Annotated in this window: 20 protein-coding genes and 1 pseudogene; 6 read left to right on the forward strand and 15 right to left on the reverse strand. The window is 68.0% G+C overall.

Annotation, left to right across the window (positions count from 1 at the left end; genetic code table 11):
- Positions 1–18 precede the first annotated feature (18 nt).
- The 3 genes from ITP53_RS00270 to ITP53_RS00280 all read left to right on the forward strand — a co-directional run bounded on the left by ITP53_RS00270 (position 19) and on the right by ITP53_RS00280 (position 4185).
- Positions 19–981 carry a helix-turn-helix transcriptional regulator gene (locus tag ITP53_RS00270; protein ID WP_195893198.1) on the forward strand — a complete coding sequence of 321 codons (963 nt, stop codon included), beginning with the start codon at positions 19–21 and terminating at the stop codon, positions 979–981.
- Positions 982–1039: 58 nt separating this feature from the next.
- On the forward strand, positions 1040–2281 hold the full coding sequence (locus ITP53_RS00275; RefSeq protein ID WP_195893199.1) for a hypothetical protein: 1242 nt from the start codon (positions 1040–1042) through the stop codon (positions 2279–2281).
- A gap of 269 nt (positions 2282–2550) precedes the next feature.
- On the forward strand, positions 2551–4185 hold the full coding sequence (locus ITP53_RS00280; protein WP_195893200.1) for a phosphodiester glycosidase family protein: 1635 nt from the start codon (positions 2551–2553) through the stop codon (positions 4183–4185).
- A gap of 27 nt (positions 4186–4212) precedes the next feature.
- Here the strand turns inward: ITP53_RS00280 and ITP53_RS00285 are convergent.
- From ITP53_RS00285 to ITP53_RS00350, 14 genes and pseudogenes are all read right to left on the reverse strand, one after another.
- Positions 4213–4359 (reverse strand): annotated as a pseudogene (locus tag ITP53_RS00285) (VOC family protein); the annotation flags it as partial.
- Positions 4360–4506: 147 nt separating this feature from the next.
- Positions 4507–4746 carry a helix-turn-helix domain-containing protein gene (locus ITP53_RS00290; protein WP_195893201.1) on the reverse strand — a complete coding sequence of 80 codons (240 nt, stop codon included), beginning with the start codon at positions 4744–4746 and terminating at the stop codon, positions 4507–4509.
- Positions 4746–5324, reverse strand: a complete 579-nt coding sequence (locus ITP53_RS00295; protein ID WP_195893202.1) for a DUF2975 domain-containing protein — start codon at positions 5322–5324, stop codon at positions 4746–4748. Before ITP53_RS00295 ends, ITP53_RS00290 begins: the two co-directional genes overlap by 1 nt.
- Before the next feature lie 230 nt (positions 5325–5554).
- Positions 5555–6241, reverse strand: coding sequence for an MFS transporter (locus ITP53_RS00300; protein WP_195893203.1), 687 nt, complete (start codon positions 6239–6241; stop codon positions 5555–5557).
- 122 nt (positions 6242–6363) lie between these two features.
- The gene (locus tag ITP53_RS00305) at positions 6364–8091 is read right to left on the reverse strand and encodes a gamma-glutamyltransferase family protein (RefSeq protein WP_195893204.1); all 1728 of its coding nucleotides are present in this window, start codon (positions 8089–8091) and stop codon (positions 6364–6366) included.
- Positions 8092–8173: 82 nt separating this feature from the next.
- Positions 8174–9319: an NAD(P)/FAD-dependent oxidoreductase gene (locus tag ITP53_RS00310; protein WP_195893205.1), complete on the reverse strand. Its 1146-nt coding sequence runs from the start codon at positions 9317–9319 to the stop codon at positions 8174–8176.
- Positions 9320–9348: 29 nt separating this feature from the next.
- Positions 9349–10692 carry a M20/M25/M40 family metallo-hydrolase gene (locus tag ITP53_RS00315; RefSeq protein WP_195893206.1) on the reverse strand — a complete coding sequence of 448 codons (1344 nt, stop codon included), beginning with the start codon at positions 10690–10692 and terminating at the stop codon, positions 9349–9351.
- Positions 10693–10712: 20 nt separating this feature from the next.
- Positions 10713–12239 (reverse strand): amidohydrolase family protein, encoded by a 1527-nt coding sequence (locus tag ITP53_RS00320; RefSeq protein WP_195893207.1) that lies wholly within the window; start codon positions 12237–12239, stop codon positions 10713–10715.
- A 40-nt stretch (positions 12240–12279) separates the two neighbouring features.
- Positions 12280–13998: a gamma-glutamyltransferase family protein gene (locus ITP53_RS00325; protein ID WP_195893208.1), complete on the reverse strand. Its 1719-nt coding sequence runs from the start codon at positions 13996–13998 to the stop codon at positions 12280–12282.
- Positions 13995–15017 (reverse strand): ABC transporter ATP-binding protein, encoded by a 1023-nt coding sequence (locus ITP53_RS00330; protein WP_195893209.1) that lies wholly within the window; start codon positions 15015–15017, stop codon positions 13995–13997. Before ITP53_RS00330 ends, ITP53_RS00325 begins: the two co-directional genes overlap by 4 nt.
- On the reverse strand, positions 14899–16014 hold the full coding sequence (locus tag ITP53_RS00335) for an ABC transporter ATP-binding protein (RefSeq protein ID WP_195893210.1): 1116 nt from the start codon (positions 16012–16014) through the stop codon (positions 14899–14901). Before ITP53_RS00335 ends, ITP53_RS00330 begins: the two co-directional genes overlap by 119 nt.
- An 81-nt stretch (positions 16015–16095) precedes the next feature.
- Entirely contained in the window at positions 16096–16944 is an 849-nt protein-coding gene (locus ITP53_RS00340; RefSeq protein ID WP_195893211.1) for an ABC transporter permease, read from the reverse strand.
- Positions 16941–17897, reverse strand: a complete 957-nt coding sequence (locus ITP53_RS00345; RefSeq protein ID WP_195893212.1) for an ABC transporter permease — start codon at positions 17895–17897, stop codon at positions 16941–16943. The genes ITP53_RS00340 and ITP53_RS00345 overlap by 4 nt, the downstream gene beginning before the upstream one ends.
- A gap of 20 nt (positions 17898–17917) precedes the next feature.
- The gene (locus ITP53_RS00350; RefSeq protein WP_195893213.1) at positions 17918–19525 is read right to left on the reverse strand and encodes an ABC transporter substrate-binding protein; all 1608 of its coding nucleotides are present in this window, start codon (positions 19523–19525) and stop codon (positions 17918–17920) included.
- A 336-nt stretch (positions 19526–19861) separates the two neighbouring features.
- Here ITP53_RS00350 and ITP53_RS00355 point away from each other — a divergent pair, with 336 nt between their 5' ends.
- Positions 19862–20521, forward strand: a complete 660-nt coding sequence (locus ITP53_RS00355) for a GntR family transcriptional regulator (RefSeq protein ID WP_195893214.1) — start codon at positions 19862–19864, stop codon at positions 20519–20521.
- A 28-nt stretch (positions 20522–20549) separates the two neighbouring features.
- Here the strand turns inward: ITP53_RS00355 and ITP53_RS00360 are convergent, their stop codons facing one another.
- Entirely contained in the window at positions 20550–20963 is a 414-nt protein-coding gene (locus ITP53_RS00360) for a DUF7737 domain-containing protein (RefSeq protein ID WP_195893215.1), read from the reverse strand.
- 59 nt (positions 20964–21022) lie between these two features.
- Here ITP53_RS00360 and ITP53_RS00365 point away from each other — a divergent pair, with 59 nt between their 5' ends.
- On the forward strand, positions 21023–21253 hold the full coding sequence (locus tag ITP53_RS00365) for a hypothetical protein (RefSeq protein WP_195893216.1): 231 nt from the start codon (positions 21023–21025) through the stop codon (positions 21251–21253).
- Positions 21254–21576: 323 nt separating this feature from the next.
- Positions 21577–23292, forward strand: a complete 1716-nt coding sequence (locus ITP53_RS00370) for an ATP-binding protein (protein WP_195893217.1) — start codon at positions 21577–21579, stop codon at positions 23290–23292.
- Positions 23293–23304: the final 12 nt, after the last annotated feature.

Raw genomic sequence — 23304 nt, forward strand, 5'->3', positions numbered from 1 at the left:
TTCATCTAGTCTGCTCGTGTGCCGACCGATCTCAGCCCCACCGCACGAGCCCTGCGCACCATGGAGATCCTCCAGAACCGTCCCGGCGTGACGGCCGGCGAACTCGCCGAGAGTCTCGGCGTCACCGAGCGGGCCGCGCGCCGGTACGTCGGCATCCTCCGGGAGGCGGGCATCCCCGTCACGTCATCCCGGGGCCCCTACGGCGGCTACCGGCTCGGCCGCGGTACGCGACTGCCTCCGGTCGCCTTCACGGAACCCGAGGCCCTTGGCCTGGTCATGGCGGTGCTCGACGGCAGACCCGCGGCCACCGACGTCGACGACCTCGTCGGCGCCGCCCTGGGCAAGGTCATCCGGGCGCTGCCCGAGAGCGTCGGCCGGCAGGCGGCGGCGCTGCGCGAGCACGCCTCGGCCGCGCCCGACCGGTACTCGGCCCGCCCAGACCCCGCCACCACCAGCGCACTCGTCGCCGCCATCGGAAACCGACGTCGCGTGCTGGTCACGTATCGAAGCGAGTCAGGCAACGAGTGGGAGGCCGAGGTGGATCCTTGGGCGGTCGTCGTACGCCATGGGCGCTGGTACCTCCTGTGTCACTCCCATCGCGCGGACGCGATCCGTACCTACCGGGTCGACCGGGTCCACGCGGTCCAGCAGACCGCGTACGAGTTCGAGCCGCCTGAGGATCTCGACCCGGTGGCGGCGCTGGAGGAGAACCTGGGCACCGGGTGGGAGTTCCCCACGCGCGTCGTGTTCGACGCCCCACTGGCTGAGGTGGCGCCATGGGTCCGGCCTCCCATGGGGCGGCTCGAACCGTCGGGAGACGGCTGCGTGCTCGTCGGCAGCACGAGCAATCCGGCGATGTACGCCCAGGAGTGGCTGGCCTGCGTGCCGTTCGCCTTCCGCGTCGACGGCGGGCGGGAACTGCGTGCCGCGGTCGCCGCGCTCGCTTCGCGTTTCTCCGCCGCCCTGGCCGGCCAACCCTGAAGGCGGCCCCGATGAGCGACGGCACGTACGCCCTCTGCTCGTGCGTCATGATTGTTCCATGAGTTGGCTCAAGCGCCTCCTGAGCAAGGACCGCAAGCCCTTCCGGCAGCCGGGGTCGGAGTCGCCCGCAGATGAGACCGTATCCAAGGGTGAGCTGCGCGATCTGGTGGAGCGGTTCCCGCTCCGCTCCGGTTCGTACGTCACCCTGCTGCCGCCCCTGACCGGCGAGTTGGTCCGCGCCCAGCGCGCCGGCACGTTCTTCGCCACCGACATCCTGCGTGGGTACGCCGACCGGTTGCACACCGCCATCCGGACCGCCATCGGCAGTGACGAGCCGCCGGTTCCCCGCCACAGCCTGCTGGTCCGGGCGGGAAGCCTGGCGTGGGCCGATGACCCGGCGCAGCCGGCGGTGCCACTGCAGGAGGAGGGCTTCTCCGGGACTCGGGGCACCTTGATCCGGCTCGACGAACGCGGCATCGTCCCGTACCTCCACCTGACGGCGGCCGCACGGACACTCTCGGGCGCGCGCTCGGCCGCCGAGACCGGAGCCCAGGCGGAGCTGCCGGACCTCCTCGACCAGGCGTGGTTCCTGCTGGCGTTCTGGCTCTCCAACAGCCTCGGCGACGGGCGGATGCTGGACGCGGAACGCAGGCTGATCGTCCACCTCGTCGAATGCTGCTCCCGCCTGCACGTCCTCGGTGAGGAAGCCGAACCGCCCCCGTTCGTCCTCGACGCCATCGACACCGACCTCGTCGTACGTCACTTCGGCGAGGAGTGGGTCACCACCGCGCACGTCCAGATGCCCGACGGCGAGATCAGTCAGGAAGGCCACATGTCGACCTACGACACGGGCCGGCCCCTGCACGTGGGCGCGCTCCTCCGCGCCCAGCTCCACCGCGACACGTCCCCCGGCGACCCCGCCGCCGAGTTCGCCCTGGGCCGGTTGAAGGCCGAGGCGGATGACCTCACCGGCGCCCGAACGGCCCTCGAAGCCGCCCGCTCCCACCCCGACTGGTCGCACCGGGCGGAGAGCTCCCTGAAGGACCTGCGGCCGGAAGAGGCGAGCATGGAGCTCCTGACGATCTTCACCAACTGGGGGATCGAGACCCGCGCCAACAGGCCACCCGACCCCGGCAGCCCAGCCAGGGCACAGGTCGTGGAGATCGGGGAGCGGCTCCACCTGGCCGGTGGAACGACACTCATGCGCCAAACCCACGAGGCCTTCCGCCGGCGTACGGACCGGGAGGAGACGAACTGGCTGGCGATGATCTGGAACGGGATCGGCGACTGGCAGAACTAGCCGGCGGCTTCCTCGCGCTGGAGGCGCTTGGCCTGTCCGGCATCCTCCTCTCCCAGGGCGCCGACGGCAGCGGCGGGAGCTCGGCCGGCGACGAGCGGCGCGGATGCGCAAACCGACCGCATGCCGCTGCCGATCATTCATTCTCCCGTCCACCGCCACACCCATAACTCCGCCCCGGAGTTCGTCTGGCTGCGCTGGACTGCCGACTCGGTCATATTGCCCCGAACCGGTCACTTTACCCGGCCGTCCACCGAGTCTAAGGATGTGTCATGGACAACAGCCACAGCAGCGACCGCAACTCTCGTGCGCGACTCCTGCTCGGCGCGGCGGCGCTGGCGGTCATAGCACCTTTGTCGATCCCCGGAGTGGCCGTCGCCGCGGACACGCCGGCCGCACCTGCTGCGTCCGCCGCCCCGGCCACCAGCGGCACCACGGCGCAGTGGACGACGCGGACGGTCGCGCCGGGGGTGGAGGTACGCACCGGGACCCTCAAGAACCCCGCCGCCGCGCCCAGTTGGACGATCACCGTGCAGGCCGAGGTGAAGGCGCGGTTCACCGGCGCCCAGGCGTGGGCCGCTGTGGGCACGGAGTCGTGGGCGTCGCAGACCGCAGACCGCTTGCGCGCTGCCGGTTTCGAGCCGGTGGTGACCAGGATCTCGTGGCCGGACTACTCCGACACGCCGAGCGGCCTCATGGGTGTGCGGGTCCGGATCGGCTCCTTCCCGACCCAGGACGCGGCGCGTAGTGCGGCCTCGCAGGTCACCGCGGCGGGATTCCGCAACGCCGTGGAGTGGACCGGCTATGACGCCGACCAGCCGGCCGACGTGGAGAACATCAACATCGCGGTCATCGACCCGCGTAGGTTCCGCGGCACGGTCGAGGCCACCCACGACGGCAACGTGGCCGACCGGGAGACGACCTCCTCGGTGGCGGCCGAGCTCGGCTCGCTGGTAGGCGTCAACGGCGGTTTCTTCCTCACCTCCAGCGCGGACGGCGTACAGGGCACCATGGCGGGCATCGGCGCCTACGATGGGGAACTCACCTCGATGGCGGTGGGATCGCGGGCGGCGCTGATCCTTGAGGACGGCGGCCGGCGCACCCGGATCGCCGACCTCACCACCACCGTGACCGCCCGCGCCGGCCGCGCCGAACACGCCGTCGAGGGCATCAACCGCACGCCTGGACTCCTCCGTAACTGCGGCCGGCCGGGCGCGGCCCCCACCGCCGAGCCGCGCCACGACACCACCTGCACCACGACCGACGAGCTGGTGAAGTTCACCGACGACTACGTCCACGCCCTGCCTACCGGCGCCGGAACACAGGCGGTGCTGGACTCCAAGGACCGTGTCGTGTCGGTCGGAGACCGGACCGGTGCCGTCGCGCCCGGCCAGACCGTGCTCCAGGGCATCGGCGCGGCAGCCGGCTGGCTCACCGAGCACGCGAAGGCGGGCAAGAAGATCTCCATGACGGAGGACGTCCGCGACGGCGACGGTCGCAAGATCAGGCTGGGCGCGGACGACAGCATCGTCAGCGCCGCCCCGACGCTGGTGGAGAACGGACGTACTCGCATCGACGCCGCCACGGAGGGCGTACTCGACCCGCGGGACCTGTCCTTCGGCTTCGCGTGGGCGAACAACCGCCAGCCCCGCGCGATGGCCGGCATCGACCGGCAGGGACGGCTGCTGCTGGTGACCGTGGACGGCCGGCTCAGCGGTGGCAGCGAGGGCTTCACGCTCGCCGAGGGCGCGGCCTTCATGCGCTCCCTCGGCGCGGTCGACGCCCTCAACCTGGACGGCGGCGGCTCCTCCGCCCTGGCGGTGAACGGCGTCCTCGTCAACCGTCCGTCGGATGCGACAGGCGAGCGGCCCGTAGGCGACACGATCCAGGTGCTGCCTACCCGCTGACGCCCCACCGGGACGGGGCCGGAGCCTTCAGCCGAGCTGCTCCGCCAGTCCGACGATGATGCCCTCGGGGCCGCGGACGTAACAGAGCCGATAGACGTCCTCGTACTGCTCCAGCTCGCCGACGAGTTCGGCCCCGTGGGTGCGCAGGCAGGCGATGACGTCCTCGATATCCTCCGCTCCATCGCCTTCGAGAACTGCGGGGTCTGTCAGGATCATGGAGTCTCAGCGAGCGGCCTGCACCACTCAGAGGTTCAGTGGCACAGGACCATTGGCCTGAGGTCACCCTTGATCATCAGGAAGGACGTCCTTCATGCTCGTACCTCATCGTCCCTTTCCAGGGTGATAGCTGAGCAGGTCGCCTGGCTGGCAGTCCAGGGCTTCACAGATCTTGGTCAGGGTGGTGAACCGGATGGCCTTGGCCCGGCCGTTCTTCAGGATGGACAGGTTGACCACGGTGACCCCTACACGGTCGGCCAGTTCGGTGAGCGTCATGCCGCGCTCGGTCAGGAGCCGGTCGAGGTGGACGGTGATGGCGTGGGTGTCCGTCTCGGCCGGCGGCATCAGACGATGCCTTCCAGGTCGTCGCGCATCCGGATCCCAGTACGCAGGACGCTCGCCAGCGCCAGCAGTCCGAGCCCGACGAGCGGCACGATCACCGGGATCTCCTTCACCCCGAAGTAGGCCTCGTTCACGGTCATCGTGTCCAGCAGCGTCATCATCGCGAAGTGTTCGATCTGGGGAGCCAGCAGGCCGCCGGCCAGCAGCCACCAGCCCAGGACGCGCACCTGGCGCGAGACCTGCGGAAGGTAGACGCCCTCGCGGGCCCGCCACAGCAGCCGCCACAGCAGGAAGAACGCGCCGACCGTCACTACGAAGCTCGGGAATGTGGTCAGGACCTGCAGGACGTACTGGCCGGTGTCGGGCGAGCCGTCGATGAATTGAAGATCACGTGCCACGGTCGCGACGCCTGGTCGGGTCGTCCCCGGCTCATCGAGACCGATGCTGTAGCCGTTGGGTGACAGCCCCACCACGTACTGGCGGGTCAGGCCGAAGAATCCGGCCCGGGAATAGAGCACCATGCCAGTGATCACTCCGGTCACCAGAATGAGGACCGCGAAGACCACAGGGCGATGCGCCACTCGTGCGACAGCGCTGTGCTGGGTGAACATCAGCCCGACTCCGATCCATATCGTTTTTCGATGGTATCGAAGAACGATAGCATCGAAAAACGATATGACAAGCCGCGCTGATGGGCGGGGCATCGCACCCCTACCCGCGCCGTTCCGGCGCTACCCGTGACCCGGCGCCGTCGGGCCTCCAGGCAATGATCCGGCTCCAGCCGATGCCAAGGACGCGGACGATATTTCGGTCACGTCTCCGGAGGGGCGTTCCAAGGCCGTTGCCCGGCTGGTGGATAGGGCATGCCGGCCGAATTCGGTTGTGCGGGTCGCCGGGTCAGGAGCAGCACGAATCCGCTGACGGCAGCGGCGATCAGCCCCACCACCAAGGGAAGCACCGTGATGAGGTATCCCAACCTCCACGTCAACGCGCTGGACAGCCCTTGATTGATGAACGGGCCCAGAATCAGGGCGAGGAGACCCAGACCTGCGAGTATCGCGACCACCGCGCCCGGGCTGCGGCCCGCCCGCCGTGCGACTGCCACCGTCGCCCCCACCACGCCACCGGCACCGAGCCCGCTCAGCACCCGGCCGGTCAGATAGATTCCGGCGTCGGGGGCGAACGCGTTCAGCAGCACACCGGTGATCATCAAGGCGATGGCCGTCATGCCCACCGTCGTCAGCAAACGTCCACCAAGACCAACGCCCAGGGCCCCACCCGCTGTCGCGCTGATCAGGTACGCAACGAGAGTCGTGAGCAGGGCGGATTGGCTGGACAAAACGAGATCCGACTGCAGAGAAAGCCGCGCTGCGGGCCCGAAGGGCATCGTCAGCAGGTACAGACCGGTAAGCGCAGCGATTCCTGGGCCGATCAACGCCCATACCGGTCGCTCACCGCCCGGCAGCGCGGCATTCCCCTGCGGTTGCTGATCGTGCATGGGGATCAGTTTGCATCGAGCTTGACTGCCTCGTCCACCCCGCCGCAAGGAGGAATGACTCGCAGCCCACTGTGACGCTTGGTTCAGGGTAGATCTACGGGTTGTAGCGGGGTAGCCGTCCGCTACCAGCCCAGGGCGTAGGCTTCTGCTCTGGCGTCGGCGCCGCCGCAGAGGGCGCCGTTGTCGTGGTCGACGACGATGGCGCAGATGTTGCCCGCCCTGCGGCTCCACCGTGGCCACTGCTCGATGACGTGACCGCGCCGGGCGAGGTCGTCGACGACGGACTGCGGGATTCTGCCTTCCACCCCCATCCCCGCAGGCGTGTACGGGTGCGGCCACCCGGTGCCGGGGAAGTTGCTCGTGGCGACCCGCGGCTGTTCGATGGCCTCCTGCACCTCCATGCCGAAGTCGACGATGTTCACGAAGGCCTGCACCATCGCCTGCGGCTGCATGTCGTGACCCGGCGTCCCGAACGGCATCAGCAGCTTGCCGTCGCGGAAGGCCATGGCCGGACTCGGGGTCAGCCGCGGCCGCTTCCCGCCTTCGATCCTGGCCGGATGCGCCGGATCGAGCCAGCTCTGGTAGCCACGCCCGGAGCAGAGCAGGCCGAGGCCTGGCACGATCGGTGAGGTGACCATGCCGTCGCTCGGGGTGGCAGAGAACGCGTTGCCGTCTCGGTCCACGACGCACACGTAACTGGTGTCAGGTTGGGGGAAGGGCGACCGCTCGGGTTGCGGTCCCGGCTCCGCCCGGTCGCTCCTGAGGCCGAGGCCTCCCGCTGGCATCCGGTCGAATGCCCGTTCCATCGAGATCCGGGCGCGCTGGTACGCGGCGTACTCCTTCGACATGAGCCGCTCGATGGGCACATCGGCGAATCGCGGATCCGCGTAGTACGCGTCGCGGTCGGCGAACGCGAGGTTCAGGCTCTGGGCGACCACGTGCAGGTGATCCGCCGAGTTGTGCTCCATGCCGGCGAGCGCGAAGCCTTCGAGGATGTTCAGTGCCTGGCCGAGCACCGGGCCCTGGCACCACGGCCCGCACATGTACACGTCGATCCCGCGATAGGACGTGCTCACCGGCGTTTCGACCTCGGCCCGGAAGCCGGCGAGGTCGCTGAGGGACATGAAGCCGCTGCCGTCGCTGACGAAAGCGGCGATGGTCTCCGCGATCTCGCCCTGATAGAACTCGTCGTGCGCGGCCTCGATCTTCTCCTCCCTGGTCCCATTCGCCTTCTCCTCGGCCGCGATCAGCGTGCGGAAGGTACGCCCCATATCGGCCTGTACGAGGATGCCGCCGATCTCCGGCTCCCCGCCGCCGCGCAGGAAGATCTCGGCGTTGGACGGCCAGGTCCGCAGCAGGCCCGAGGACTCCCGGATGCTCCGCTGCAGCGACGGGTACACGGGGAATCCCCGTTCGCAGAGCTCCAGCGCGGGCTGCGCGATCTCGGCGAACGACATGGTGCCGAACCTCGCCAGCGCCGTCAACCACGCCGAAGGAGCTCCGGGAACGACGCATCGCGCCACTCCTGGCGGGATCCTGTCGCCCCAGCGCTCCCGGTACGCCTCCAACGTGACGTCCCTGGCCCACGGGCCGAGACCGCTGATGCTCCTGAGCTCGTTCCTGCCGCGGTCGTAGGCGATGATCGGCGCCACGCCACCGAAGTTCGTGAGGTCGGGCATGAGGACGTTGAGGCAGATCCCGGCCGCCACTCCGGCGTCGGTGGCGTTGCCGCCCCGGTCGAGGATCCGCATCGCGGCCACCGTCGCCAGATAGTTTCCGCTGGCGGCCAGGTAGTGTCTCGCCCGGATGGGAGGGCGGTGGCTGAGCCGCCTGGCGGGATCGTCGGGCATGTCTTCTCCTTCTCACTGCGACTGGCTCACTTGTGACTGGCTCATGTGACTGGCTTACTTGTGACTGGTTCGCGCCACTGGCTCACTGCCGGTTCACTGCGAACGGCTCGCTGCGACGCGGCCCGAAGAATCGTGCCGCGTGAAACTCGGCGGGCAGGTCATCCGCAGGTCCACCGCCGCCGACGATCTGCTCGGCCGCGACCCTGCCGGCGTACGGCCCCCAGGTGAGCCCCGTGTGCCCGAGGCCGGTGACCAGGAACAGGTTCCGGGTCACCGGCACCCGGCCGAGCACCGGCAGCCCGTCCGCGGACCGCGGCCGCAGGCCGGCCCGCTGTCCAACGAGCGGTGCGCCGGCGAGCAATGGAGCCGCGCCCAACGCGGCCGCGGTCAGCGTCGCGAGAGCGCCGACCGTCGGCACCGCGTCGAACCCGGACCCGTCCTCCCTGGTCGAGCCGAACACCACTCGATCGCCGGGGAACGCGGCCAGATAGTTCCGTCCCGGTGTCGACACGATGGGCCGCCCGGCGCTGCCCGGCAGGTGCGCGTCGAAGAGCTGCCCGCGTTGCGGCGCGATCCAGTCACCAGGAAGGCCCGCACGGGCCAGCAGTCGCCCGGACCAGGCGCCGGCCGCCAGTACGACGACGTCGGCGGTCAGCCGCTCGCCGTCCACGCGTACCTCGACGGTGTCGCCACGCAGCGACAAGGCAGCGGACCCGGACACCGTCCGGCCGCCCAGCCGCTGGAATCCCCTGGTCAGCGCGGCCAGGAACCGGCCGCCGTCGACGCCCCCGACCCGGTCCAGCCACACCGCCCGATCGGCGCGAAGGCCCGGCCAGAGCCGCTGGACGTCGTGGTGGCCGACGAGTTCCGGCACGCCCAGTGCGTCGTCGCCGTACCGTTCGCCCCACTCGGCGGCCTGCGCCATGGTGGCGCTCAAGCGCTCCTCGTCGCCGATGATCAGCTCTCCCACGCGCGCCCACCCGTGGTCGGGCAGGCCGAGCTCTTCGAGTTCGGCGGCGAGCTCCACGTAGTAGCCCGCCGCCCTGGCGCCGAAGACGCCCCAGGCCGGGCCGTGGGAGCCGTCGTCGAGTGCCGACACGATGCCGAGCGCGGCGTCCGTCGCCCGCCCGGCGGCACCCGCGTCGACCAGCACGGTGTCCCGGCCCGCCCGGCGCAGGTGGTACGCGCAACCGGCACCGGCGATGCCGGCGCCGATCACGACGTCCATGACCGCCGCACCCGTCGTGGTGACACGGCTTACTTCCGCAGCAGCGGCATGAGCTTCGCGATGCCCAGTGCCGCGCGATGGAAGTTGTCCAGGCGGATGCTCTCGTTCGGCGCGTGGATGTTCGACAGGTGGTCGCCGACCGCCGGCCCGGCGCTGACCGGCAGATCGCTGTCGCCGCATATCGCCCTCATCGGACCGGCACCGGGAATCATCGGATAGCCGACGAACCCTTCGTACAGCTCATCCGCCACCATCCGCACCGCGTCCGCGATGCCGCCGGCCGAGCCGCGGTACGGCGGCACCGCGTTCAGCACCTTGACGGCGATGTCGTCGAAGCCCGTCCTGGTGAGGTGGTCGCGGATCGCCTCGGCGATCACCGTCGGATCCTGGTTCGGCACCAGCCGGATGTCCATGCGCGCCGACGCCGTCGCGGGCAGCACCGTCTTCGTGCCGGAGCCGACGTAACCCGCCGACAGCCCGCTGAGGTTCAGCGTCGTGCCGAAGACGTGCCGGCGTACCAGCTCCTCGTCGCCGAGGTCGGTCCGCGCGCCCATCCGCCGCAGGGTCGCCGCCTCGTTGGCGTGGTAGCCCTTGAGCTCGCGCCTGTCCTGGTCGCTGAGTGGTTCCGCGCCCGCAGACAGGCCGTCAACCACCGGCTCGCCGTCGGCGTCCCGCATCGACGCCAGCGCTCGTACCAGCCGCCACACCGGGTTGGGGACCACGGTCGCGTACATCGAGTGCAGGTCTCCCCGTGGCGCCGTCGCGACGAGCTCCAGGCCGAGTACGCCCTTGACGCCCTCGTACGACACCAGTTCGCCCGCCGCGTTCACCGACCCGCTCTCCCAGATCAACCCGTCCAGGGACAGCTTCGAGCGCACCACGTCCGCCACCGCGTTCAGTCCCGGACTGCCGATCTCCTCGTCGCCCTCGATGATGAAGCAGACGTTCACCGGCAGCGATCCGGCGGCCCGCAGCCACGCGTGGACGGCGGCCAGCCTGGTCACCAGGTTGCCCTTGTTGTCGGCGATGCCCCGGGCGAACAGGCGGCCGTCCCTGGCCGTCGGCACGAACGGGTCGGACGTCCACTCGGTCAGCGGATCGACGGGCTGCACGTCGTAGTGGTCGTAAAGGCCCAGCGTGTAGTCGGAATCCCCGGCGATCGTCGCGATCATCACCGGATGGCGGGGGGTCTCGACGCGTTCGACCGTCAGGCCGACGTCCATGCACATCCGCTCCACCAGGTCGGCGCACTCCCCGACGCCGTCGGCCGCCGCCGAGATGCTCCGCTGGGCGCACAACTCGACGAGCCAGCTTTCGTACAGGTCGCGGTCAGCCTCGAGCGCCGCGGCGACCCGGCCATCGAACTCGGACACGGTGGTTCTCCTTCGCTGAGTCACGGCATCGGGTCCAGCTCGCTCAGACCGCGCTTCTCCCGCTCTTCGCGCACCTCGTCGCGGACCCTGGCCAGCAGGTCGGGCGCGGAGTACACGATGCCGTCCTTGATCGTGAGCTTGACCCCGCCGACCCGTCGCAACGTCCCGTCGCCCTGCCGCCGCAACCGGCCGTTGCCGTAGAGGACCTTGAGATTGGCCACCGGGTTCTCCGCCACGACGAGCAGGTCGGCGAGCTTGCCTGGGGTGATGCTGCCGCGCTCGTCGCCGGCGCCGATCAGCTCCGCGCCCGCCAAGGTGGCGGAGCGGATCACCTCGAGTGGGTTGAGCCCCGCCTCGCGCAGCAGCTCCATCTCCTCGACCTGGCTGAACCCGTAGATCTTGTACGCGTTCCCCGCGTCGGTCCCGGTGGTGACCCGCCCGCCGCGGTGGAAGAAGTCCCTGACGAACGTCATCCACCGTTCGTAGGCGTGCCGCCAGGTGACCTCCATCTCCGTGGTCCAGTCGTAGAACACCGAGCCGTGGCTGTGCGGGCTCGGCGTGTAGAAGTCCCACTGCTGCGGCGCGGTGTAGTCCTTGTGCCACGACAGGTTGCGTACGCGCTCGGCGTCGCGGTTGCCGATGTAGACCTGGAACGTCGGGTCCAGGGTCGTGCCGAGGCCGACGAGTTCTTCGATGACGTCGTTCCACCTGGCCGAGCCCGGCTCGGCGGCCTGGTGCCACACCTTGCCCGAGTTGTGGAAGCGGGCCTGCTCGTCCTCGTAGTTGTAGTCGATCGGGTAGTCCTGAACGCGACGCGCCTCGAACATCGCTTCGGCGAGGCCGTAGAAGTGCTCGACGCTGGACAGGCCCCAGCGCGCGGACGTCAGCGCGTTCGCCTGGGGGAGGTTCGGCTGCGCGTGGTGGCAGGCCGAGCCGAGACCGAGCCGCTTCGCCTCGTCGAGCGCGGCCTCGAAGATGTCCGCGCGGTAGCCGAAGAACTTCAGGCCCTTGGCGCCGCGCTCGGCGACCGACTGCACCCAGGCCCGCGCGTCGCCCGGATCGGTGAACGGCTCCTGACGGTCCTGCCCGAAGCCGACGTACGGGGTGATCCGCGGGGCGGCGATCTCGTTCCTGTCGCTCCGCTCGGCCTCACGGCGGACGAAGTCGAGTCCGTTGCCGAACGACCCCGGGTCCCTGAGGCTGGTCACACCGTGGGCCAGCAGCAGGTCGTAGTAATACTGCGCGGACGGCGACTTGCTCGGCGGGCCGATGTGGGCGTGGCAGTCGACGAGGCCGGGCAGCACGTGATGTCCCGCGAGGTCGATCTCACGACCGTCCGGGCCCGGCTGCGGCCGGCTGGGGCCCTGCATCTGCGCCAGCGGGCTCGCGACGAGATGGACCTCGCTGATGCGGTTCCCGTCGATCACGATGTCGACCGGGCCCTGCGGCGGTGCGCCGGTCCCGTCGATCACGGTGACGTTCCTGAGGATCAGCCGGTTGTACGGGCCGTCTCCGACGGTCCTGCCCGGTGCGGCGTGTTGCTTCATGATGGGGAGAGATCGCCCTTCTCGCGCTGCCTGTCCGAGGTCACCAGCCCACCGCGTACGACTCCGCGCGGAAGTCCGCGCCGCCGTTCAGGCCGCCGTTCTCCTGGTCGACCACGATCGCGCACACGTTGCCCGCCTGCCTGCTCCAGTCCGGCCAGTACTCGACCTGGTGGCCGCGCCGGCCCAGCTCGTCGCCGATCGCCCTGGAGATCCTGCCCTCCATGCCGAGCGCGGCCGGCGTGTAGTGGTGCGGCCACCCGGAGCCGGGGAAGTTGTACGTGGCGGCGCGCGGCCGCTCGATGGCCTCCTGCACCTCCATGCCGAAGTCGACGATGTTCATGAACACCTGCGCCATGGCCTGCGGCTGCATGTCCAGCCCCGGGGTGCCGAACGGCATCAGCAGCTCGCCGTCGTGGAAGGCCATGGCCGGGCTCGGCGTCAGGCGTGGCCGTTTCCCGCCCTCGATGCGCGACGGATGGTCCGGTTCGAGCCAGCTCTGGTAGCCACGAGCCGAGCAGATGACACCCATGCCGGGCACGATGGGCGCGGTGAGCATCCCGTCGCTCGGGGTGGCGGAGAAACAGTTGCCTTCACGGTCGACCACGCAGACGTAGCTGGTGTCCGGCTCGGGGCCGCGCGGCCTGCGCGGCTCGGCCTCGACCCGGTCGCCGGCGGTCAGCCCACCGGCGGGCATCTCGGCGAACGCCTTGTCGAGCGAGATCCTGGCCCGCTGCCGTGCCGCGTACTCCTTCGACATCAGCTCGGCCATCGGCACGTCGACGAAGCGCGGGTCGCCGTAGTAGGCGTGCCGGTCGGCGAAGGCGAGGTTGAGGCTCTGGGTGAGCACGTGGAGGTAGTCGGCGGAGTTGTGCTCCATGTCCCTGATCGGGAAGCCCTCCAGGATGTTGAGCGCCTGGCCGAGCACCGGGCCCTGGCACCACGGGCCGCAGGTGTACACGTCGACGTCGCGGTAGCTGGTGTGCGTCGGCGTCTCGAGTTCGACGCTGAACTCGGCGAGGTCTCGTTCCGTCATGAAACCGCCCGCACCGGAGACGAACGCGGCGATCTTCGCGGCGATCTCGCCCTGGTAGAACTCGTCCCTGGCGGCCCTGATGCGGTCCTCGCGGGTTCCGGTGGCCCGGTCCTCGGCATCGATCATGCGCCGGAAGGTGGCGGCCAGGTCGGGCTGACGGAAGATGCTGCCGATCTCCAGCGCGTGACCGTTCCTCAGGAAGATCGCGGCGCTGGACGGCCACTGCTCGATCTGGTCCAGTCCGCGCAGGATGTTGCGGTTGAGCGAGGCGTAGACGGGAAAACCGCGCTCGCACAGCTCCAGAGCGGGAGCCACGGCCTCCTTGAAGCTGATCGTCCCGAACTCGATGAGCGCCGTCAGCCAGGCGTGCGGAGCACCGGGGACGACCGCGCGCGCCGCGCCGAGCGGGATCGTGCCGTGGAAGCGCTCGCGGTATTTCTCCAGGGTGAGGTCCTTGCTCCAGTACCCCAGCCCGCTGATCGTCCGGAGCCGGTCACCGGCCTTGTCGTACGCGACGATGGGCGCCACACCGGCGAAACTGGTCAGGTCAGGCATCACGGTGTTGATGCACATCCCCGCGGCCACGCCGGCGTCGGTGGCGTTCCCACCGGCTTCGAGGATCCGGACCGCGGCGGTCGTCGCCAGGTAGTTTCCCGAACAGGCCACGTAGTTCCTCGCCCTGATGGTCGGACGATGGCTCAGACGGCGAATCGGGTCCAGCGTCATGGTGCCTCCTCTGGCGCGACATGCAGGTGGCAGGCGACCTTCCGGCCGGCTTCGACTTCGGTCAGTACCGGCTCGACCGTCTCGCAGACGGCGCCGATCTTCTTCGGGCAACGGGACTGGAAGGGACATCCCGGCGGCGGGTCGCTCGGGCTGGGCACCTGGCCCTTGAGGCCGACGGGCTCGAACCCCGGCCGCGGTATCGCGTCCATCAGGGCCTTGGTGTAAGGGTGCAGGGGGTCCCTGAAGATCTCGCGGGCCGGGGCGTCCTCCATCACCCGGCCGAGGTACATCACCAGCACGCGGTCGCTGATGTGCCGTACCACCGCCATGTCGTGCGAGATGAACGCCATGGTCAGCCGGCGCTCACCCCGCAGGCGCATCAGCAGGTTGACGATCTGCGCCTGGACGGTGACGTCCAGCGAGCTCACCGGCTCGTCGGCGATGATGAGGTCGGGCTCGAGCAGCAGCGCCCTGGCGATGCCGACCCGCTGCGCCTCACCGCCGGAGAGCTCACGGGGGTATCGATGCGCGAACCTGGACGGGTCCAGCCCCGACTGCCGCAGGCTCAGCGCCACCCGCTCCACGGCCTCGTCCCCGCGGACACCGTGCACGCCGAGCGCCCGGTGGAGCAGCGTGTCGACGCTCTGCCGCGGGTTGAGGCTGCCGCGCGGATCCTGGAAGATCATCTGGAGCCGTTTGCGCATCGGCCGCAGCTCCGGCTCGGACATCGTGGAGATGTCCTGGCCGTCGAAGAGGATCCTGCCGCTCGTCGGGGTGTACAGCCGGAGCAGCGTCCGTCCCAGGGTGCTCTTGCCGCAGCCGGACTCGCCGACGATGCCGAGCGTCTCGCCGCGGCCGACCGTGAGGCTCACCGCCCGTACGGCCTGGACGGTCGTACGCTTACCGGCGATCCTCTCCAGCAGGCCGCCGAGCGTGAAGTACTTGGTGACCTGCTCCGCCCGCAGCAGCGGTTGCCGTTCCGTCGCGGAGGAGGCAGCGGCACTGGTGTTCGCGGTCATGGGTGACCAACCTCTCTGGAAGTGTGACCAGTCGCGGCGGCGTGGACCGGCAGAGGTCGATCGCCTCGGGACATCGGGCCGCGAACCGGCAGCCGGCCAGTTCGTCTGCGGGATCGGGGACGTCCCCCTCGAGCACGGCGAGCTCGGCGGACTCGTCGTCGATGTTCGGCTGGCTGGCCAGCAGCCGCTGGGTGTACGGGTTCTGCGGGTTCTCGAAGATCTCCTTGGCCGAGGCCAGCTCGAAGAGTTGCCCGCTGTAGAGCACGGCGATGCGGTCACAGAAGTAACTGGCGACGTCCAGGTCGTGGGTGACCAGGAGCACACTGGTGTTCATCTCGCGTACCAGCTCGACCAGCTCGCGCAGGATGGTCGCCTGGACCGTCACGTCGAGCGCGGTGGTCGGCTCGTCGGCGATCAGCAGGTCGGGCTCGCCGGACAGGGCCATGGCGATCGCCGCGCGCTGGCGCATCCCGCCGGACAGCTGGTGCGGGAACCGCCTGGCGCACCCGGCCGGGTCCGGGATGCCCATGCGGGCCAGCATGTCGACGGCCATGGCCCAGGACCTGCCGCGCCTGGCCAGCCCGCCGGAGTATTTGCGCAGCGTCTCGGTCAGCAGCGACGTGGATTCCCCGGTGTCGTGGTGCAGCCGGATCGACTCGGCGATCTGCTCGCCGATGGTGAGCACGGGATTGAGCGACGCGGACGGATCCTGGAAGACCACGCCGATCCGCTTGCCGCGGAAGGCCCGCAGCTCCGCCTGCGTGCTCGACGTGAGATCGGTGCCGTCGAAGGCGATGGTCCCCGCGGTGACGCGGCCGTTGCCGGGCAGGAGCTGGGCGATCGCCAGGCCGAGCGTGCTCTTGCCCGATCCGGACTCCCCGACGAGCCCGACGATCGCGCCGCGCTCCATGGTGAGGTTGATGTCGCGGAGCGCGGGCATCCGGGTGTTGCCCCGCGTGTAGGCGACGTCCAGGTCGGCGACCTCGAGCAGACTCACAGCGCCTCTCTCACAGTGCCTCTTTCACAGTGCCTCTTTTCGCAGGGACTCTTTTCGCAGGGACTCATTCACGGTGCTCTTTCACAGGGCCTCCGATGTGCCGAACGACCGCTGCAGCGCGCGGCCGAACAGGTTGGTCCCCAAGACGGTGATCATGATGCAGAGGCCGGGGAACACGGCGAGCCACCACGCGCTGTGGAAGAAGTCACGGCTGTCCGAGAGGATCAGTCCCCAGGTCGGGGTGTCCGCCGCGACCCCCAGGCCCAGGAACGACAGCGCCGCCTCGCCGAGGATGCCGGCCCCCACGGCGCTGGTGGCCTGCACGATGATCGGGCCGAAGGCGTTGGGCAGCACCTCACGAGCCAGCATCGGGGTCTTGCGCATGCCGATGACCCGCGCGGCCGTGACGAACTCGCTGTCGCGCAGGCGCAGGGTCTCGCCGCGCACCAGGCGGGCGAAGTCGTCGACGTAGGTGATCGAGATCGCCAGGATCACGTTGCCGAACCCGTTCCCGAGAATGGAGACGATCACCAGCGCGGCGATCAGCTCGGGGAACGCCCACTGCACCTCGACCAGGCGGCTGATGACGTCGTCGATCCAGCCGCGGAAGAACCCGGCGAGCAGCCCGAGCACCGTCCCCACGATGCCGCCGATGAGCGCCACGCCGATCCCCACGGCCACCGACACCCTGGTCCCGTTGAGTACGCGGGAGAACACGTCACGTCCCAGCGAGTCGGTGCCCATGAGGTGGGCGCCGCTGGGCGGGAGCAGGAGGTCGTGTTCCTGGGAGTTCGGGTCGTACGGCGAGAGCATCGGCCCGAAGACGGCCGCCAGGATCAGCACCAGGAGGATGGCCATCGAGACCAGCCCGAGCCTGTCGTGCAGCAGTCGCGAGCGCACGGAGGTCCGCGTCGTGGCCGTCGTCGTCATGCCGTACCTCCGATCAGCCGGATGCGCGGGTTCAGTACCGCGTAGAGCAGGTCGACCAGGATGTTCACCACGACGAAGACGACGCTGATCAGCAGGATGACCCCCTGGATCGCCGGGTAGTCACGGTTGGTGATCGCGTCGACCAGCACGCGGCCGACACCGTTGATGGCGAACACCGTCTCGGTGACCACGGCGCCGCTGAGCAGGCCGCCGGTGTGGATCCCGGCCATCGTGATCACGGGGATGAAGGCGTTCGGCACCACGTGCTTCGCCATGATGACGGACTCGCGAAGGCCCTTCGCCCGCGCCATCTGCGCGTACGGCTCCCGCAGCGCCTCCGCCATCGAGCTCCTGGTGATCAGGACCAACGGCGCCGCGTAGGCGAGCCCCAGGCACGTGCCGGGCATCAGGATGTGGCCGAGCCACTGCCCCAGCCCTTCTTCCATCGGCGCGTATCCGTACGCGGGCAGCCACCCCAGGTCGACCGCCATCAGCAGGATGAGCAGCATGCCCAGCCAGAACGTCGGCAGGGACAGCCCGATCAGGCCGACGCCGCTCGACACGGGCCCGGCGATCCTGTTCCTCCGCCTGGCCGCCCTGGCGCCGAGCGGGATCGCCAGCAGCAGGCCGACGACCAGCCCGATCAGCGTGAGGCTGAGTGTCCTCGGTATCGCCTCCACCAGCATGTCGCGCACGCTGGTCCCGCCGGCCACGGAGTCGCCGAGGTCGAGGCTCAGGGTCCGGCCGAGGTATTCGCCGTACTGGACGATCAGCGGTTGGTCCAGGCCGAGCCGGCGTTCGAGGACCCTGGCCGCCTCGGGGGTGTAGTCGGCGCCCAGGAGGGCGTCGACCGGTCCTCCCGGGACCAGTCGCACGATGAAGAACACCACCGTGATGACCAGCCACACGACGATGGCGGCGTGGATCAGCCGCTTGACGCAGTACAGAAGCAACTGACGAGCCTCTCCCGTTGCTACTTGTCGAGCCAGACTGTCCTGAGGCTTCTGAGCTCCGGGACCTTCTGGTAGCCCTTGAGCTGCGCGCTCATGCCGAGCAGGTCCCGGCTGTGGTACGTGAACACCGCCGCGACATCGCTGATGAGCAGGTTCTGGATCTCCCAGAGGATCTTGGCGCGTTCCGCGCGGCCGGGCGTGACCCGTTCCTTGGCGATCAGGTCGTCGACCTTCGGATTGCTGTAGCCGAAGGTGTTCGTGGCGCCGTCCGTGGTGAAGTACTTGTAGACCGAGTCGTCAGGGTCCGGGTCCGAGGCGCTGCCCGAGTGCAGGATCGAGTAGTTGCTGTCGCGATAGCCGCGCGCGGAGTAGACCGACTTCTCCACACTCGTCAGCCGCACCTGGACGCCGATCTTGCCGAGCATGTCGGCGAGCACCTGGTCGGTGCGCTCGAAACCGGGCGTCGTCATGAAATCCAGCGATACGTTCGACACATTGGCGTCGGACATCAGCTTCTGGGCGCCCGCGAGGTCGTAGTCCTGGCTGGTCGGCACCTTGGGGTCGTACGCCCACTTGACGGCGAGGCTGTACGGGCCGTACCCGGGGTCGCCCTGCCCGAAGAGCGCCTTCTGGATCAGCGTCTTCCTGTCGATGGCCTTGGCGAACGCGAGACGGACCCGCGGATCCGCCAGATACGGCGCCGCCGTGCTCTTGTAGTTCATCCACATGCCGCTCCAGCCGACACCCGGCTCGCTGACCACGACGAGGTTGGGTGACCTCCGCAGCGCCTCGTACGACTGCGGCCGGAGGATGTGCGCGAACTGCACGTCGCCGGACAGCAGCGCGGACTGGACGGTCGTCGGCTCCGGCACCAGGTCGATGACGACCTCGTCGAGCAGCGGGAAGCCGGCCTCCCAGTACTTGTCGTGTCTGGTCAGGGTGAGGTGGTCTCCCGGCACGTGCTCGGTGACCTTGAAGGGCCCGGTGCCCACGGGCGTCAGCCCGTACTTGTCCGCGCCCATCTCGGTCAGCGCCCGCTTGTTGACCGCGCCCATGATCGCGCCGGGCATCGCCGTCAGCTGCGTCAGGAGCAGCCCGGACGGCTGCTCCAGCTTCATGACGATCGTGTGGTCGTCCGGCGCCGTGACCTCCATCGGCGGGAGGTTCGCGTTCGCCGACCCGAGTTCGGGGTCGGTCGCCCGCTGATGCGTGAAGATGATGTCCTGCGCGTCGAACTCGTCACCGTTGTGCCAGACGACGTTCTTGCGCAGCTTGAAGGTGTAGGTCTTCCCGTCCTCGCTGACCTTCCAGCTCTCCGCCAGAGCACCCTCGACGTCGAGTTCGGGGGTCAGCCGCGTCAGGCCCTCGACGATGTTGACGAGTAATGCGAGCTGGTCGAAGCCGGTGGTCCGCTGCGGGTCGAGGGTGAGGAACCTGTCGATGTTCCACGCCGCCTTGATGCTGCCGCCGCGCCTGGCCTGCTGCGACCCGGCGCCGGCCGATTCCGCCGGGCTCCCTGACGATCCGCAGGCGGCGAGTGTCAGGGCCGCCGCCCCGCCGAGGGAGTACCGCAGCAGGGTCCGCCTGGACACCCGGTCGCCACTGAGCTCTGACCAATCGTGAGACATCTACGCTCCAAGCCGGCGACGGTTGCCGCCCTGATGATGAGGGGGATGTTGGGAACGCGTAGGAGATATTGCTCGGCGGCCTGCCCAGGGCGCGCGGGGGACATCGGGGCGTTTCCCTCGGTGCGAGCCGGTGGGGCCGCGGTGGGTATGAAGCTGTCTTCGAGGTGGACGCGGATCGATGTGCTGGTTTCGGCTGGGCGCATCTGACGCAGGAATGTCAGCAGGCCACTCCAGGCAAAAACGGAATACCAACCTGTATACAGATTGGCGTGCGAACTGGCAAGGTTTCCCGATTTTCCGAGGAGTACGCGCCCTCCGGCGGATTACCCTTGTCCTATGACCGACTCCGGACCGCGGGGCCCGCTTCTCGCGTCAACCCTGGCGGACGTCGTCTACACCCGTCTCCATGAGGACCTCGTGCTCGGCCGACTGCGGCCCAACTCCCTGCTCCTCGAGGGCGAACTGGCCGACGGCCTCGATGTCAGCCGCACCCCGGTGCGCGAGGCCCTGCAACGGCTCGCCAAGGACGGCCTCGTCGTCTCCCGCCGCCGGCGATGGGTCGTGGTGGAGCCGACGCTGGAGGAGATCCGCGACATCTACGACGTCCGGACCGCCATCGAGGGATTCGCCGCCCGGCTCGTGATCGAACGCGCCACACAGGGTCAGCTCGACGCGATCATCGACGCCCTCCGGTCCCGCGAGCACGCGGGACCGGGCTTCGACGAATTCGTCATCAGCAACGAACGCTTCCACCGGCTCATCGTCGAGGCGTCGGGAAACCGCAGGCTCATCGAGGCCCACGAACGCAGCAAACACTTCTACTTCAACACCCAGGTCGCCCGCCTCTACCTGCCTTCAGAGCTGGAGGAGTCCCACCGTCAGCACCAGGCTCTGGTCAAGGCGATCCTCGAGCGGGACGGCGACGAAGCCGACCGCGTCACCCGGGAGCACATCACCGGCGCTTTCGCGATCATCCAGCAACGCGGCGGCCGCTGACCCGGGCCTGCTCCCGGTCCTGCGCGAATCAAGCCCGAAGCTGGCGAGTGATGGAGGGGTCGGTGATGGCGGTGTCGTTCGCCAGCAGGAAAGCCTTGCTGAGGATGAGCGCCAACCGGCCGTCCTCCTCGAAGGGAAGGAACAGTCCGGCGTGGGGGTCGCGTGCGGAAACGATGCACAGGTAGGCGTCGTTGGGTTCCATCAGGATGTTCGCCGACCCCAGATGGATCTTGTACGTACGCAGATCACCCCGGACCACTAGGAAACGGTCGGTCATGGTGCATCGGTCGGCGATGGTCGTACGCCCGATCAATCGGGACAGTGCGTCGCGCCGTACCTCCGCAGAGGGCGGCAGAGCCGCGAACGAGCCGGTCTGCCCGTAGTCCCGCAGCCGGTCAGGCCCCTGGCCGGTCCACTGAGGATCAGTCGTGATCGAGGCCACGGCCGCCTGTCTGCACGGTCGTATGTCGGCAGGGCGCCGACCGAGTGCTCTCCCGGACGATGGCGGAGGCGATCGCGTCCGATGATGGGTACGCCGCCCGCGACGTACTCGGCTACCCCGCGATAAGCCTGACCAGCGGACCCCGCAAGGCGCTGGCCCGGCTGGTGGCCTCCGCGGGCCTTGGAGCCGGGGTTCTAGCCGAGCCTCTGCTCGGCTCGCTCATCACCTCAGCGCAGTTCGCCGCAGAAGCGCTGGCCAGGTCGATGCTCGGCGCGGCTCAACGGGCCTGACAGCCAGAGTTCCCGCTACGAGGGACGGCTCGTTTGCGGATCTGATCCGGCCGCCGTTCGTGTGGGTGAGACGTACGGCGGTCCGACGCGGTCAGGAACATGGTCGGCCGCACGGTCGAGCGGTTCGGCCGCCTGGATTGCGCGCTCAATAACCCCGGCGTGGAGCTCCGGGGCCTGATGTGAGGTTTGTCGGTCCGACATGGGCATGAGGACTGACTGAGAGATGGCACTCACCCGCGATCTCTCAGTTGATCGCAGTCCGTCGCAACAAGGCCTCACTGAGAAACGTTGCCTGGGCAACGTTTCTCAGTTACTCTCAGTATGTGGACCAGCAGGAAGCGTTGAACGCACTGGCCGTCGTAGGGAACGGTGTAGTCGCGGATGCTCTTGAGACGGAGACGCTCGACTTCAAGGTTGTAGGAGAGTCTCAAAAGTCTACTTATAACCTGCTAGCGGATGCTCTCGTATGTTTTGCGAATGCTCGTGGCGGAACGGTCGTATTGGGCGTTGACGACAAAGCAACGAGTCGGCATGATGCGCTTCGTGGAGTGCCGGCGGATTACAGTATTGACTCGATACGCAAAGGCGTATTTGACCGCACAAGACCTCCCATAACACCGTTTGTTAATGATGTGATCATTAACGGTGTCCGGCTTATCCTGATCACCGTTCCAGAGGGTGTAATGCCGCACAGCAATGCGGCAGGGCTCTCAACGCGCCGTCTAGGGAAAGAGTGTCTTCCGTATCCGCCTGACCAGCAGCGTGAAGTGATGATCGCACGTGGTCAGGTGGATTGGTCGGCCGACTCGTCCAGCGTTGACTTTTCGAATCTCAGCGCTATCGAATTCGAAAGATTGCGCCGCATCTTGACCGCCGGCGGACGCGACAACTTGGCTGACCTATCAAACAAGGCACTCCTGGAGTCGCTAAGATTGATTGCATCTGATGGCAGTGTAACGAATGCTGGCGTACTCCTGCTGGGAGACGAGTCGCTAATTAGTACGGTCGTTCCCAGTTATGGCTACTCGTTCCAGTTCAGGCCGAGTTCCGGCAGTGAGGCGACCGGAAGGATACGAGGAAATCGCCCTCTAATAGCAGCCATCCCAATCTTGACAGAAGCGATAGAGGCGCGCCGCGAGATCCATCCGCTTAATTTGGCCGGTGGGGTACAACTATCACTCACAGACTACCCCAGCGAGGCTATTAGAGAGCTTATAATAAATGCGTTCATTCATCGCTCATATGAGACCAGTGGAACGGTGGATGTTGAGCACTCGCCAGAACGTCTAGCGATCGTAAGCCCCGGTGGTCTAGTCGCGGGGGTGACGCCGGCAAATATTCTTACGTATCCATCGACTCCTCGGAACAGGCTGTTGACAGAGACAGTATCTGTTCTACAGTTGGCAGAGCGAACAGGCCAAGGAGTCGATAGAGCCTACCGTGAAATGCTGCGTATAGGCAAAGAGCCGCCGCAATTCGAAGATAAGGGTACCCTGGTTCGAGCGACGCTTGCCGGAGGGATCGGAAACGACGCATTTGCACGTTTCGTAAGCGATTTGCCGGTTAAAGCAGGAAGAGATCTAAATGTCCTTCTCGCTCTGTCGCATCTGCGTCACAATAGCAGCATAGACGCCTCCAAGCTCGCAAATATAATCCAGCGCACGCCAATAGAGGCGCAAGAAGTGCTTGCGGCAATGGCGGATGAGTACGGCCTCCTCGAGGCCACCCGCCGAACCATTAGCAAACCGTTCCCGACATATCGACTGCGATCAGAGGCTCTTGCAGCCATGTCTCGATCGGTCACTTATCGCCGCCGCGTGATTGACGACACCGATCAGAAGGTTATAGAGCATGTAAAGGAGTATGGATTTATCACAAATCAGACTATTCGTCGCCTGTTTGATCTCCACGTCTACGCCGCCCGCGACCTGATCAATAGTCTTCGTGATCGGGAAATTCTGGAAAAGATTGGAGATGCGAGAGGAGGGGTCGGGGTGCGTTATGGGCCTGGGCCCAAGTTTCCCAAGAAGAAATCGTGAGCCTCTACGCAC

This window comes from Nonomuraea cypriaca (genome assembly GCF_015645445.1).
Taxonomy (GTDB): domain Bacteria; phylum Actinomycetota; class Actinomycetes; order Streptosporangiales; family Streptosporangiaceae; genus Nonomuraea; species Nonomuraea cypriaca.

Bases quoted from the DNA above. Each gene is read 5' to 3' on its own strand.
- ITP53_RS00365 (WP_195893216.1), top strand. From the start codon at position 21,023: ATGGCGGAGGCGATCGCGTCCGATGATGGGTACGCCGCCCGCGACGTA.
- ITP53_RS00320 (WP_195893207.1), bottom strand. From the start codon at position 12,239: ATGAAGCAACACGCCGCACCGGGCAGGACCGTCGGAGACGGCCCGTAC.
- ITP53_RS00290 (WP_195893201.1), bottom strand. From the start codon at position 4,746: ATGCCGCCGGCCGAGACGGACACCCACGCCATCACCGTCCACCTCGAC.
- ITP53_RS00330 (WP_195893209.1), bottom strand. From the start codon at position 15,017: ATGACCGCGAACACCAGTGCCGCTGCCTCCTCCGCGACGGAACGGCAA.
- ITP53_RS00280 (WP_195893200.1), top strand. From the start codon at position 2,551: ATGGACAACAGCCACAGCAGCGACCGCAACTCTCGTGCGCGACTCCTG.
- ITP53_RS00355 (WP_195893214.1), top strand. From the start codon at position 19,862: ATGACCGACTCCGGACCGCGGGGCCCGCTTCTCGCGTCAACCCTGGCG.
- ITP53_RS00350 (WP_195893213.1), bottom strand. From the start codon at position 19,525: ATGTCTCACGATTGGTCAGAGCTCAGTGGCGACCGGGTGTCCAGGCGG.
- ITP53_RS00340 (WP_195893211.1), bottom strand. From the start codon at position 16,944: ATGACGACGACGGCCACGACGCGGACCTCCGTGCGCTCGCGACTGCTG.
- ITP53_RS00300 (WP_195893203.1), bottom strand. From the start codon at position 6,241: ATGCACGATCAGCAACCGCAGGGGAATGCCGCGCTGCCGGGCGGTGAG.
- ITP53_RS00305 (WP_195893204.1), bottom strand. From the start codon at position 8,091: ATGCCCGACGATCCCGCCAGGCGGCTCAGCCACCGCCCTCCCATCCGG.
- ITP53_RS00310 (WP_195893205.1), bottom strand. From the start codon at position 9,319: ATGGACGTCGTGATCGGCGCCGGCATCGCCGGTGCCGGTTGCGCGTAC.
- ITP53_RS00325 (WP_195893208.1), bottom strand. From the start codon at position 13,998: ATGACGCTGGACCCGATTCGCCGTCTGAGCCATCGTCCGACCATCAGG.
- ITP53_RS00275 (WP_195893199.1), top strand. From the start codon at position 1,040: ATGAGTTGGCTCAAGCGCCTCCTGAGCAAGGACCGCAAGCCCTTCCGG.